The sequence below is a fragment of the Comamonas faecalis genome, assembly GCF_039538025.1.
GTDB lineage: Bacteria > Pseudomonadota > Gammaproteobacteria > Burkholderiales > Burkholderiaceae_C > Comamonas_C > Comamonas_C faecalis.
Window position 1 is genome coordinate 127,744 of sequence record NZ_BAABBP010000001.1, and the last position, 12,955, is coordinate 140,698.

Genomic DNA, 12,955 nt, shown 5'->3' on the forward strand with positions numbered 1-12,955 from the left:
TTTGGAGTCGCTCCTGCCTCTTGGTAAAAAACTGTCTCCAAAACTCACAACACTGGTCGAGGAGCAAATGCACGGCGACCAAGGAGACGGGCAATGCATTTGAAGGACTTGACGGTGGCGCACAAGCTGTGGGGCGCCGTGCTGGGCGGTATGGGCTTGATGCTGGCGCTGGGGCTGGCGGTGGTGGGCTATGTCGAAGCCACCGAGAGCCAGTCGCGCCAACGCATGCAGGCGGCCGATGCGCGCATTGCCACCACCATGCAGTGGAAGTCCCTGATCGAGCTGAGCACCGAGCGCTTCGTGGTCAGCGCGGTCTCGTCCGAGCCGCAGCTGGTCGGCGAGATGGCGCGCCTGAGCCGCAAGAACAACCAGGAGATCGCCGACCTGCAGGACCAGATCGAGTCCAGCGCCAGCAGTGGGCCCGAGCAGGCGTTGCTGGCGCGGCTGGCGAGCAACCGTGAGCAGTTTCGCCAGATCGCGATGGACGTGTACCGCCAGCGCGAGGCCGGCAACGTCGCTGCCTCCGTCGAGCTGGCCCAGCAGCAGCTGCGCCCGGCCACTGACGCCTATGTCCAGCTGCTCGGCGAGTTGGTCAGCCTGCAGGAGGGCGAGCGCGCCCAGGCCGCAGTCCAGGGCCAGGACAATCGCCGGCGCGCCTACGTTCTGGCGGCCGCGCTGACGGCTGCCCTGGTGCTGGCCGGCGCGGCGCTGGCGCTGGCGCTGGTGCGCTCGATCACCATGCCCCTGGCGCGCGCCGTGGGGCTGGCCGACGCCATCGCCCGGGGCGATCTGACGCGCGACGTGCACGACACGCGCCGCGACGAGCTGGGGCAGTTGCTGCGTTCGCTGTCGGGCATGGCGCGGCAGTTGCGCGTGCTGGTCGGGCAGGTGCGCGGCGGTGTGCAGTCGGTGTCCGCCGCCGCTGGCGAGATTGCCAGCGGCAACCACGACCTGTCGGCGCGCACCGAGCAGGCGGCTGCCAGCCTGCAGCAGACGGCCGCCAGCATGGAGCAGCTCACCGCCACCGTCAGCCAGTCGGCCGACACCGCGCGCCAGGCCAATCAGCTCGCCTCCAGCGCCGCGCAAGTGGCCGCGCAGGGCGGCGAACGCGTGGATCTGGCCGTGGCCAGCATGCGGCAAATTACCGAGTCGAGCCAGCAGATCGCCGACATCATCCAGGTGATCGACTCGATTGCGTTTCAGACCAACATCCTGGCGCTGAACGCCGCCGTCGAGGCTGCCCGCGCCGGCGAGCAGGGGCGCGGCTTTGCCGTGGTGGCCGGCGAGGTGCGCGGCCTGGCGCAGCGCTCGGCCGGCGCTGCGCGGCAGATCCGGCAGCTGATCGGCGCCAGCGTGGACAGCGTGCATGCCGGCTCCGAGCAGGTCGAGCAGGCGGGGCGCAGCATGCACGACATCGTGCAAAGCGTGCAGCGGGTGAGCGCGCTGATCGGCGAGATCACGGCAGCCTCGGCCGAGCAGGCGGGCGGCATCGCGCAGGTCAACCAGGCGGTGGCAGACCTGGATCGGATGACGCAGCAAAACGCCGCGTTGGTCGAGCAGTCCAGTGCGGCGGCCGCCGCCATGAGCGAGCAGGCGCAGCGCCTGGCGCAGGAGGTCGCGGTCTTCGTGGTAGGAGAGGCGGCGCAGGAGCCTACCCGGCAGATTCCGGCGGCGTGCGCAGCGGCCGGGCAGATCGCGGCCTTGCCGCGGGCGTGAGCGGGGCGCGCGCCGCCGCTACAGCCCCAACTCGTCTGCCAGCGCGTTCATGCGCCGGGTGACCTCGGCATCCATCGCCATGGTGCGGCCCCATTCGCGCTGGGTCTCGCCCGGCCATTTGTTGGTCGCGTCCATGCCCATCTTGCCGCCCAGGCCCGAGACGGGAGAGGCGAAGTCGAGGTAGTCGATGGGCGTGTTCTCGATCAGCATGGTGTCGCGCACCGGGTCCATGCGCGTGGTCATGGCCCACACGACTTCCTTCCAATCGCGCACGTCGATGTCCTCGTCGACGACGACGACGAACTTGGTGTAGAGGAACTGGCGCAGGTGGCTCCACACGCCCATCATCACGCGCCGTGCGTGGCCGGCGTAGGCTTTTCGGATGCGCACCACGGCCATGCGATAGCTGCAGGCCTCGGGCGGCAGGTAGAAGTCGATGATCTCGGGAAACGCCCGCTGCAAGAGCGGCACGAACAGCTCGTTGAGCGCCAGGCCCAGCATGGCCGGCTCGTCGGGCGGCTTGCCGGTGTAGGTGCTGTGGTAGAGCGCGCCCTCGCGCTGGGTGATGCGCTCCACCGTGAACACAGGGAACTCGGCGCATTCGTTGTAGTAGCCGGTGTGGTCGCCGTAGGGGCCTTCGAGCGCGTGCTGCCAACCGCTTTTGTGGTTCGCGTCGGGATGGATATGGCCTTCGAGCACGATTTCCGCGCTTGCGGGCACCTGCAGCGGCACACCCAGTGCGTCGGCCACCTCGGTGCGCGCGCCGCGCAAGAGGCCCGCGAACTGGTATTCCGACAGCGTATCGGGCACGGGCGTGACCGCGCCCAAGATGGTCGCCGGGTCGGCGCCAATCGCCACCGCCACGGGGTAGGGCTGGCCGGGGTTTTGGCGGCAGTGCTCGGCAAAGTCCAGCGCGCCGCCGCGGTGCGAGAGCCAGCGCATGATGAGCTGGTTCTTGCCGATGACCTGCTGGCGGTAGATGCCCAGGTTCTGCCGCGCCTTGTGCGGCCCGCGCGTGATGGTCAGGCCCCAGGTGACGAGGGGTGCGACGTCGCCGGGCCAGCAGTGCTGGATGGGCAATTTGCCCAGATCGACGTCGCCTCCTTCCCACACGATCTGCTGGCACGGCGGGCGGCGCACTACCGAGGGCGCCATGCTCCACAGCGTCTTGAGCAGGTCGCGCCGGCCCCACAGGTCCTTCATGCCGCGCGGCGGCTCGGGTTCCTTGAGTTGCGCCAGCACCTCGCCAAACGCACGGATTTCATGCAGGCCCGCCACGCCCAGCGCCCGCGCCACGCGGCCGGGCGTGCCGAACAGGTTGGCCAGCACCGGCATCCGGTGGCCCGTGGGGTTTTCAAACAAAAGCGCCGGTCCGCCTGCGCGCAGCACGCGGTCGGCCAGCGCCGTCATCTCCAGGTGGGGCGAGACGGGTGCTTTGACGCGGCGCAGCTCGCCGGCGGCCTCCAGTTGGGTGACGAAGTCGCGCAGGTCGCGGTAATGCATGATTTTCAACGCCAGGTTTCTTGAACGGCTACGCGCCTGAGTGTGGATCGTGAGCCCTTATTCCATTTCTATATCGATCGAGTACGCGAAGGTGAAGCGCAGACAGTGCTGTAGCACGACAAGCGAAGCCGACAAAGTAATCGGTTGATATAGAAATGGAATTACCCCAGTCCTCTCGCCACAGGGAGAGGGGACAGCCAGAGCGACCGATCGCCCTCGCCCCTTTGGGGCTGAAGGCTGCGGCTCCAGCTGCGCCTGCGCGCAACTGGACAGCCTGAAGAGCGCAGCGTCTCGCTGCGGCGGGGAGGGGTGAGGGGCGGCGCTTGCACAGGGTCAGGCTGAATCGTGCCATGACGCAAGATCGTAAACGCGCTCTAAGGCGCTGGCAGCCATGAAATCAGGGGTTCTTCGGCAGGCCCTGCCAGCGCGGCGCCAGATCATGCTCCAGCTCCAGCAGGTCGAGAGCGCGCGCCACGCTGTGTTGGACGATGTCGTCCACGGTCTGCGGCTTCTGGTAGAAGGCCGGCACCGGCGGGCAGACGATGGCGCCCATTTCGGTCACCGTCGTCATGTTGCGCAGGTGCACCAGGTGCAGCGGCGTTTCGCGCGCCAGCAGCACCAGGCGGCGGCGCTCCTTCAGGATCACGTCGGCGGCGCGCGTCAGCAGGTTGTCGGCCAGGCCGTGGGCGATGGCCGCCAGCGTGCGCATCGAGCAGGGCGCGACCACCATGCCTGAAGCAGCAAACGACCCGCTGGCAATGCTGGCGCCAATTGCGTCGATCGGATGGACGACGTCGGCCAGCGCGTGCACCGCCGCGGCGTCCATGCCGGTCTCGTGTGCGATGTTGAGCCAGCCGGCGGCAGAGACGACCAGGTGCGACTCGACTTCTTCGATGGTGCGCAGCGCGCGCAGCAGCGCCACGCCGTAGACCGCGCCGCTGGCGCCCGAGATGCCGACGATGATGCGACGCGGCTCAGGCATGTTCTGCGGCGGTCAGCGGGTGCTCTTGCAGATCCTGGCTGACCTGGGCCAGCACCTGCGCCGCCTGCGCCGGGTCGAAGTCCTGGTGCTTGCGCTTTTTCACGCCGTATTTGTGCAGCTGGTAGTGGCGCGCGGGTGCGACGCCGTGGCGCGCCAGAGAATGGCGCACGCATTCCAGCGGGCAGCCGTCCAGCGCGATGATGGGCCGGCCCGACGTGGCCACGCGCACCAGCTGCGGCACGTCGCCGCCAACGCCGGCAATGCACGACATCTCGGCCACGCCACGCCGATCCATCTGCACAGCCACCTGATTGGCCAGTTGCGCGGCGCTGGAGCAGCCCGAGCAGGAATACACCAGTGGCAGGTCTTCGCGCTGGATGGGGTTGTCGTCGCTCATGGTCGGCCTCCCAGCAGCCTGCCCAGCGAAGGCAGCGGAGGCAGCTGGCGCGCCAGGTGCGGCGCCCTGCGTTCGAGCACGGCGCGCGGCGTCCAGTGCATCGGGTCCATCACCGGCAGCTCCAGAGCGTCCAGCGCGTTCTTGACGATAAGACCCAGCTCGGTGTCGCCCTCCATCACCAGGCGGCGGTTGAAGAACAGCGTGTCCGGATCCTGGCGGCGCTGGGCCAGCAGCAGAAAGTCCTGCGCGTTGGCGCTGATCGCCAGGTCGGGTTCGGGCCAGGGGCGGCCGGGGGCAAAGCGCGTGCCGTTCCAGCTGAAGTCAAATGCCAGGCGGGCGTCGCGCACGCGGATGCTGATGCGCTTGTCCAGCAGGTGGGCCTTGACGTCGTCGGGCAGCTGGCGCGCCAGCGCCAGGTTGATGGCCTTGACCAGCAGCAGCGAGCCGGGGTAGGCCGGCAGGCGGGCAAGCAGCGCGCCGACGGGGCGCGGCAATGTGATTGGGGGTGGGGGCGTGGCAATCATCGTGTCCATCCTTGCTCTGTCAGTTTACGGCGGTCTTACGCCGTGGCCGGCTCGACCAGCTCCATGCCAGGCCGGCCGTGCCAGTAGCCGTTGCAGGGCTCGGCGGGCATCAGCGGGCGCAGCGCGTCCAGTGCGCCTTCGGCGGCTTCGCCGGCGCGGCGCGCCTGGTCGAAGGCGGCAATCACCTCGGCCATGTGCTGCGACTGCGGCGACAGACGCAGGATGTCGACTCCGGTGGCGATCAGCTGCGGCACGTCGTCCAGCAGGTTGTGCACCTTGGCCGACTGGGTCTGGATGCCGTTGAGCACGAGAAAGGGCTCGCCCTCGCGCGTCTTGAGCAGCTGGCCGTCGGCGTGGTGGATGCAGGAGAAGCCGCAGTCGTCCTTGGGTAGGTTGTAGTGGCGCGCGGTAAAGCACCGCGCCGAGAACGCCAGCGGCATGCGCCCGTAGGCGAAGACCTCGGTCTCAAGCCCCGGCGGGCGGCTTTGCTGCAGGATGGCCAGGTCGGACTGGCGCATCTCCAGCGGCATGACCCAGCGCGAGGCGCCCAGGCTGGCCATCCAGGCCAGCGCGTCGGCGTTGAACAGGTTGAGCTGCGGCCCGGCGACAAACGGGCGCTTGCCGGCCAGGGCGTTGACCGCACCCATGTCGTTGGCCTCGATCAGGAACTCCTCGTCGCGCGCGATCTTCTGCATCGCGACCACGTCCGAGGTCGACTCCAGCAGCACCATGGTCGAGAGCACCGGCTGCTTGCCGGCGTCACGCAGCATGCGGGCAATGTCCATCCAGTCGCCCTGGCGCAGTTCGTGGCGGCGCGAGCACACGGCCTCGCCCAGATAGACGATGTCGATGGGCGTCTCGGCCATCTGTTGGTAGAACTCGAAGACGGTGTCGCGGTGCCAGTAGTACTGCAGGGGGCCGAGGGCTAGTTTCATCATGGGGGCGTCTGTATCGGGTGTTTACTCCTTCCCCCGTTGGGGGAAGGCAGGGATGGGGGCGGCTGGTGCGGGCGCTGCGGTGTGGCCGGTGGCGCTGGCCCCCACCCCAGCCCTCCCCCAGAGGGGGAGGGGGTCAAGAGGGCAGCTCCCTCGGAAGGGGAAGGGAAAATCCAGGCTCATTTCCAGGGCCGGTGGTAGGCCCCCAGCGTGTGCTGCTGGCCCTCGGCGACTTGATCCAGGCTGGCCATCCAGGCCGTCTTGGGGGCGTAGAGGTGGCCTTGCGCCATGCAGTGGTCGATGGCCTCGCGCCACACCTTGGTGACCTGGGCGACGTAGGCCGGGCTTCTCTGGCGGCCCTCGATCTTGAAGGCGCGCACGCCCATCTTGACGAGCTGGGGCAGCAGCTCCAGGGTGTTCAGGCTGGTGGGCTCTTCCAGCGCGTAGTAGTTGCTCTCGCCCTCCACGTCGAAGCGGCCCTTGCACAGTGTGGGGTAGCCGGCGTTTTCGCCCTGGCCGTATTTATCGATCAGCACGCCGTTCAGGCGCGACTCGACGCCCGTGGGCGACTCCTTCCAGCGCACGTACTTGGCCGGCGAGCACACGCCATGGGTGTTGGGCGACTCGCCCGTCGCGTAGGACGACAGCGCGCAGCGGCCCTCGACCATCACGCACAGGCTGCCGAAGCCGAACACCTCGATCTCCACTGGTGTGCGGTCAATCACCTGGCGCACCTGCTCCAGCGACAGTACGCGCGGCAGCACCGCGCGCTGGATGCCGAACTGGCGGTGGTAGAGGTTGATTGCCTCGTGGTTGGTGGCCGAGCCCTGCACCGACAGGTGCAGGCGCAGGCCGGGGTGGCGCTCGCAGGCGTAGCGCATCAGGCCGGGGTCGGCCAGGATCACTGCGTCTATGCCCCACAGCGCCGCCTTGTCCAGCGCGGCGCGCCAGGGGCCGGGGTTGCTGGCCTGGGGGTAGGTGTTGAGCGCCATCAACACCTTGGCGCCGCGTCCGTGGGCGTAGGCGATACCGGTCTGGATGGCGTTCTCGTCGAAGTTCAGCCCGGCGAAGTTGCGCGCGTTGGTCGCGTCGCGCAGGCCCAGGTAGACGCAGTCGGCGCCGCCGTCGACGGCGTTCTTCAGGGCTGGCAGGCTGCCGGCGGGGCAGACCAGCTCGGGCGCGGCGAGCGGCGTGCTGGCGGGGGTGGGGTTGGTCGTGGTCACGTTCAATCTCTTGCAAGCCTTGCCGCGGCGGCGGCAAACAAGCTACACACCTTAGGCAGCGGGCAATAACCATGACCTGATTTGCATCAACACCCGGGCGCAGCGATCGGTGCAGGCAGCCTGCGTTTGCAGTGGATCAGCCCTTTTTGCCCCTGTGTTGGAAAAGACCGACACCACGGCCGCGCCACGGCGCTACCTTTGGCCGCTTCAGTTGGGCCGCCGGCAAGGGCGCCCCATGTGCATACAGACAGCCAAGGAGTACCACCATGCCCAAGACCCTGATCGAGCCGTTTCGCATCAAGAGCGTCGAACCCATCCGCATGACCACGCGCGCCGAGCGCGAGCAGCTGCTGCAGGCGGCGCACCTGAACGTCTTCAAACTGCGCGCCGACGACGTGCTGATCGACTGGCTGACCGACTCGGGCACCGGCGCCATGTCCAGCCGCCAGTGGGGCGCCATCATGGAGGGCGACGAGAGCTACGCCGGCGCGCGCAGCTACTACCGGCTTGAGAAGGTGATCCAGGACATCACCGGCATGGCGCACTTCATACCCACGCACCAGGGCCGCGCGGCCGAGAAGGTGTTGTTTACCGCGGTGTGCAAAAAAGGCGACCTGGTGCCCAACAACTGCCACTTCGACACCACGCGCGGCAACCTCGAATACATGGGCGTGGAGGCGCTCGACTGCGTCGAGGCCGTCGGCCTGCAGCCGGCGACCATTGCGCCGTTCAAGGGCAACATCGACCTCGCCCGCGTCGAGGAAGTGCTGCAAAAAGAGGGCGCGCGCATCCCGTTCGGCATGCTCACCGTCACCAACAACACCGGCGGCGGCCAGCCGGTGTCGATGGCCAACATCCGTGCCTACGCTGCCTTGCTGAAGAAATACGGCAAGCCCTTCATCATGGACGTGTGCCGTTTTGCCGAGAACGCCATGTTCATCAAGATGCGCGAGAGCGGCTACGAGAACACGCCGATTCCCGACATCGTGCGCGAGATGTTCAGCTACGCCGACGGCGCGACGATGAGCGCCAAGAAGGACGGCATGGTCAACATCGGCGGCTTCATCGTGCTGAGGAGCGACGAGTGGCTCGACGAGGTGCGCAGCGACCTGATCATGATGGAAGGCTTTCCCACCTATGGCGGCATGGCCGGGCGCGACCTGGAGGCGCTGGCCGTCGGCCTGCAGGAGGGCATGGACGAGGACTACCTGCGCTACCGCCTGCGCACCGCCGAATATCTGGGCGAGAAGCTGGACGAGGCGGGCGTGGGCTTTGTGCGCCCCACCGGTGGCCATGCGGTCTACATCGACGCCAAGACCGTGCTGCCCGATATGCCAGTCGCGCACTACCCCGCCTGGGCGCTGTGCAACGCGCTGTACCTGGAGGGCGGCATACGCGGCGTGGAGATCGGCTCGGTGATGTTCGGCAAGCGGTTGCAGGATGGAACCGAGACCTACCACAGCATGGAACTGGTGCGCCTGGCGTTTCCGCGTCGCATGTACACGCAAAGCCACTTCGACTACGCGGCCGAGGTGATCGCCGAGGTGAAGGAACAAGCCGCCAGCATTCGCGGCGTGAAGATCACCAAGCAGCCGAAGTTTTTGCGCCACTTCACGGCCGAGTTCGACTGGGTTTGATCTGCTGCGGCCCGCAATGAAAAACGGCACGCATCCAGCGTACCGTTTTGTTGCGTGCCTCGGGGCGGGTCAGCTGAAAAAGCTCTTGAGCTTGTCGGTCCAGCTCTCGGTGCTGGGTGAGTGCTTGGCGCCGCCTTTTTTCAGCGATTCGTCGAGCTCCTTGAGCAGCTTTCTCTGGTACTCGGTGAGCTTGACCGGCGTCTCGACGACGATGTGGCAGTACAGGTCGCCCGGGTAGCTGGCGCGCACGCCTTTGATGCCCTTGCCGCGCAGGCGGAACTGCTTGCCCGCCTGCGTGCCTTCGGGGATGTCGATCAGCGCCTTGCCCGACAGCGTCGGCACCTCGATCTCGCCGCCCAGCGCCGCGGTGATGAAGCTGACCGGCACCTGGCAGTGCAGGTCGTCGTCGTCGCGCTCGAAGATGTCGTGCTTTCTGATGCGGATCTCGATGTACAGGTCGCCGGGCGGGCCGCCGTTGGTGCCGGGCTCGCCGTTGCCGGTCGAGCGGATGCGCATGCCGTCGTCGATGCCGGCCGGGATCTTGATCTCCAGCGTCTTCTGGCGCTTGACCTTGCCCTGGCCGTGGCAGGTGGTGCAGGGCTCGGGAATGATCTTGCCGCTGCCGCGGCAGTGCGGGCAGGTCTGCTGCACACTGAAAAATCCCTGGCGCATCTGCACCGCGCCGCTGCCGCCGCAGGTGCCGCAGGTCTTGGCCTGGGTGCCGGGCTTGGCGCCGCTGCCGTGGCAGGTGTCGCAGGCGTCCCAGCTGGGGATGCGGATCTGCGCGTCCTTGCCGTTGGCCGCTTCTTCGAGCGTGATGTCCATCGCGTACGACAGGTCGCTGCCGCGGTAGACCTGGCGCCCGCCGCGTGCGCCTGCGCGCTGGCCGCCGAACATGTCGCCGAAAATGTCGCCAAAGGCCTCGGCAAAGCCTCCAAAACCCTCGGCGCCGCCCGGGCCGCGCATGTTGGGGTCGACGCCGGCGTGGCCGTACTGGTCGTAGGCGGCACGCTTTTGCCCGTCCGAGAGAATCTCGTAGGCCTCCTTGGCCTCCTTGAACTTCTCCTCGGCGCCCTTGGCCGCATCTCCCTGGTTGCGGTCAGGGTGGTACTTCATGGCCAGCTTGCGGTAGGCCTTCTTGATGTCGTCGTCGTTGGCGTTCTTGGGAACGCCCAGGACTTCGTAAAAATCTTTTTTCGACATGGTGGTGTGGCCTGCGTGCAAGTGCAGCGCCGCGCCGGCTCCCTGGACGGGGGCCGGCGCGGCGTGAGCGGGTCAGCGCAAGCGCTGTGGCATTACTTCTTGACTTCCTTGACCTCGGCGTCGACGACGTTGTCGTCATCGGCGGGCCTGGTCGCGCCCTCGGCCTGCTGGGCGCCGCCTGCGGCACCCCCGGCAGCCGCCTGCGCAGCCTGGGCGTCGGCATACATCTTCTCGCCCAGCTTCTGGCTGGCGGTCATCAGTGCGTTGGTCTTGTCCTCGATCGCGGCCTTGTCCTCGCCCTTGAGCGCGTCCTCCAGTGCCTTGGCCGCAGCCTCGATCGCCTCTTTCTCGCCGGCGTCCAGCTTGTCGCCATGCTCGGCCAGGCTCTTGTGCACGCTGTGCACCGCCGCCTCGCCCTGGTTGCGCGCCTGCACCAGTTCCAGCTTTTTGTGATCCTCGGCGGCGTTGAGCTCGGCGTCCTTGACCATCTTCTGGATCTCTTCCTCGCTCAGGCCCGACGACGCCTTGATGGTGATCTTGTTTTCCTTGCCCGTGCCCTTGTCCTTGGCGCTCACGTGCAGGATGCCGTTGGCGTCGATGTCGAAGGTCACCTCGATCTGCGGCGTGCCGCGGCCGGCCGGCGGAATGCCTTCCAGGTTGAACTCGCCCAGCAGCTTGTTGGCGCTGGCAATCTCGCGCTCGCCCTGGAATACCTTGATCGTCACCGCCGGCTGGTTGTCCTCGGCCGTGGAGAAGGTCTGCGCGAACTTCGTCGGGATCGTGGTGTTCTTGGCGATCATCTTGGTCATCACGCCGCCCAGGGTCTCGATGCCCAGCGACAGCGGCGAGACGTCCAGCAGCAGCACGTCCTTGCGGTCGCCCGACAGCACCTGGCCCTGGATGGCGGCGCCGACGGCCACGGCCTCGTCGGGGTTGACATCCTTGCGCGGGTCCTTGCCGAAGAATTCCTTGACCTTGTCCTGCACCTTGGGCATGCGGCTCATGCCGCCGACCAGGATCACGTCGTTGATGTCCGAGACGCTGATGCCGGCGTCCTTGATGGCGGTGCGGCAGGGCGCAATGGTGCGTTCGATCAGGTCGTCGACCAGGCTCTCCAGCTTGGCGCGCGTGAGCTTGATGTTCAGGTGCTTGGGGCCCGAGGCGTCCGCCGTGATGTAGGGCAGGTTGATGTCGGTCTGCGCGCTGTTGGACAGCTCGATCTTGGCCTTCTCGGCGGCTTCCTTCAGGCGCTGCAGCGCGAGCACATCGGCCTTCAGATCGACGCCTTGCTCTTTTTTGAATTCGCCAATGATGTAGTCGATGATGCGCTGGTCGAAGTCCTCGCCGCCCAGGAAGGTGTCGCCGTTGGTGGCCAGCACCTCGAATTGCTTTTCGCCATCGACGTCGGCGATCTCGATGATCGACACGTCGAAGGTGCCGCCGCCCAGGTCGTAGACGGCAATCTTGCGGTCGCCCTTGTCCTGCTTATCGAGGCCAAAGGCCAGGGCTGCAGCGGTGGGCTCGTTGATGATGCGCTTGACTTCGAGGCCGGCGATGCGGCCGGCGTCCTTGGTCGCCTGGCGCTGGCTGTCGTTGAAGTAGGCGGGCACGGTGATGACGGCCTCGGTCACGGGCTCGCCCAGGTAGTCCTCGGCGGTCTTCTTCATCTTGCGCAGCACTTCGGCGCTGATCTGCGGCGCGGCGAGTTTCTGGTCGCGCACCTGCACCCAGGCGTCGCCGTTGTCGGCCTTGATGATCTGGAAGGGCATCAGGTCGATGTCTTTTTGCACTTCCTTCTCGTCGAACTTGCGCCCAATCAGGCGCTTGGCGGCAAAGATGGTGTTCTTGGGGTTGGTGACTGCCTGGCGCTTGGCGCTGGCGCCAACGAGGATCTCGCCGTCATCCTGGTAGGCGACGATGGACGGCGTGGTGCGCGCACCCTCGCTGTTTTCGATCACGCGCGTGGTGTTGCCTTCCATGATGGCCACGCAGCTGTTGGTCGTGCCCAGGTCGATGCCAATGATTTTTCCCATGTTTTTCTCCGTCCGGTCTGTAAGTTGGATGTTTGCTACGTGTGGATTACGTTATGAAATTCAAGATTGCGTGTGCAAAAGGGGTGCGTGGCGCCCCGGCGTCACTTGGGCGCGGCCACCGTCACCAGTGCCGGGCGCAGCACGCGGTCGGCGATCAGATAGCCTTTTTGCAGCAGCGTGACGACGGTGTTGGCCTCTTGGTCGGCGGCGACCATGCTGATTGCCTGGTGGCGGTGCGGGTCGAATTTTTCGCCTGCGGCCGGCGCGATCATGACGACCTTGTTGCGCTCGAAGGCGCTGAGCAGCTGGCGCAGCGTCGCGTCCGAGCCTTCGCGCAGTTGCTCGGAGGTGGCGCTTTCGATGGCCAGCGCCGCGTCCAGGCTGTCGCACACGGGCAGCAGGCTTTCGGCAAAGCTCTCGATGCCGAACTTGCGCGCCTTGCTCACTTCCTCCTCGGCACGCCGGCGTGCGTTCTCCGCCTCGGCCTTGGCGCGCAGGAATTGGTCGGCCAGATCGGCGCTCTTGGCCTTGAGCTCTTCGAGCTCACCTTGCAGCCGGGCCAGCTCGTCGGCGGCGCTGGCGGCCATCGCGGTTTCGATTTCTTCGGGGGCTTGGTCGGGTGAGTGGTTCTCGGTCATGTTGGCTTGGGGAATGTGCAGCGGTAAAACAATGAATGCACGCCATATGGGCGCACCGCGCCCGATTTCAAGCGCCGCAGCCATGGCAGGCAGGCGCGCAGTGTACAGACTCGCTGCAATGCCGGGCGCGCGCTATAATGCCCGGCTTTGCCTTGCCACACTGC

At 66.9% G+C, this 12,955-nt stretch carries 11 protein-coding genes; 2 read left to right on the forward strand and 9 right to left on the reverse strand.

Annotated elements, in window-relative coordinates; genetic code table 11:
* The first annotated feature begins 93 nt into the window (after nt 1-93).
* On the forward strand, nt 94-1,716 hold the full coding sequence (locus ABD767_RS00585) for a methyl-accepting chemotaxis protein (RefSeq protein ID WP_344867579.1): 1,623 nt from the start codon (nt 94-96) through the stop codon (nt 1,714-1,716).
* A gap of 18 nt (nt 1,717-1,734) precedes the next feature.
* On the opposite strand, the gene ubiD is transcribed toward ABD767_RS00585, so the two are convergent.
* From ubiD to ubiU, 6 genes are all read right to left on the reverse strand, one after another.
* Complete coding sequence (gene ubiD, locus ABD767_RS00590; RefSeq protein WP_344867581.1) at nt 1,735-3,219, reverse strand: 4-hydroxy-3-polyprenylbenzoate decarboxylase; 1,485 nt, start codon at nt 3,217-3,219, stop codon at nt 1,735-1,737.
* Nucleotides 3,220-3,616: 397 nt separating this feature from the next.
* Complete coding sequence (locus ABD767_RS00595) at nt 3,617-4,201, reverse strand: UbiX family flavin prenyltransferase (RefSeq protein WP_103044647.1); 585 nt, start codon at nt 4,199-4,201, stop codon at nt 3,617-3,619.
* Nucleotides 4,194-4,598: a putative zinc-binding protein gene (locus ABD767_RS00600; protein WP_103044646.1), complete on the reverse strand. Its 405-nt coding sequence runs from the start codon at nt 4,596-4,598 to the stop codon at nt 4,194-4,196. The genes ABD767_RS00595 and ABD767_RS00600 overlap by 8 nt, the downstream gene beginning before the upstream one ends.
* The gene (ubiT, locus tag ABD767_RS00605) at nt 4,595-5,122 is read right to left on the reverse strand and encodes a ubiquinone anaerobic biosynthesis accessory factor UbiT (protein ID WP_103044645.1); all 528 of its coding nucleotides are present in this window, start codon (nt 5,120-5,122) and stop codon (nt 4,595-4,597) included. The genes ABD767_RS00600 and ubiT overlap by 4 nt, the downstream gene beginning before the upstream one ends.
* 35 nt (nt 5,123-5,157) lie before the next feature.
* Nucleotides 5,158-6,057, reverse strand: coding sequence for a U32 family peptidase (locus ABD767_RS00610; protein ID WP_103044644.1), 900 nt, complete (start codon nt 6,055-6,057; stop codon nt 5,158-5,160).
* Nucleotides 6,058-6,236: 179 nt separating this feature from the next.
* Entirely contained in the window at nt 6,237-7,280 is a 1,044-nt protein-coding gene (gene ubiU, locus ABD767_RS00615; RefSeq protein ID WP_103044653.1) for a ubiquinone anaerobic biosynthesis protein UbiU, read from the reverse strand.
* A gap of 266 nt (nt 7,281-7,546) precedes the next feature.
* Here ubiU and ABD767_RS00620 point away from each other — a divergent pair, with 266 nt between their 5' ends.
* Nucleotides 7,547-8,917: a tryptophanase gene (locus tag ABD767_RS00620; RefSeq protein ID WP_103044643.1), complete on the forward strand. Its 1,371-nt coding sequence runs from the start codon at nt 7,547-7,549 to the stop codon at nt 8,915-8,917.
* A gap of 69 nt (nt 8,918-8,986) precedes the next feature.
* Here ABD767_RS00620 and dnaJ read toward each other — a convergent pair whose 3' ends face one another.
* The 3 genes from dnaJ to grpE form a co-directional block, all read right to left on the reverse strand.
* The gene (gene dnaJ / locus ABD767_RS00625; RefSeq protein WP_103044642.1) at nt 8,987-10,120 is read right to left on the reverse strand and encodes a molecular chaperone DnaJ; all 1,134 of its coding nucleotides are present in this window, start codon (nt 10,118-10,120) and stop codon (nt 8,987-8,989) included.
* 92 nt (nt 10,121-10,212) lie between these two features.
* Nucleotides 10,213-12,153 (reverse strand): molecular chaperone DnaK, encoded by a 1,941-nt coding sequence (gene dnaK / locus ABD767_RS00630; RefSeq protein WP_103044641.1) that lies wholly within the window; start codon nt 12,151-12,153, stop codon nt 10,213-10,215.
* A 101-nt stretch (nt 12,154-12,254) separates the two neighbouring features.
* Nucleotides 12,255-12,791, reverse strand: coding sequence for a nucleotide exchange factor GrpE (gene grpE / locus ABD767_RS00635; RefSeq protein ID WP_103044640.1), 537 nt, complete (start codon nt 12,789-12,791; stop codon nt 12,255-12,257).
* Nucleotides 12,792-12,955 lie beyond the last annotated feature (164 nt).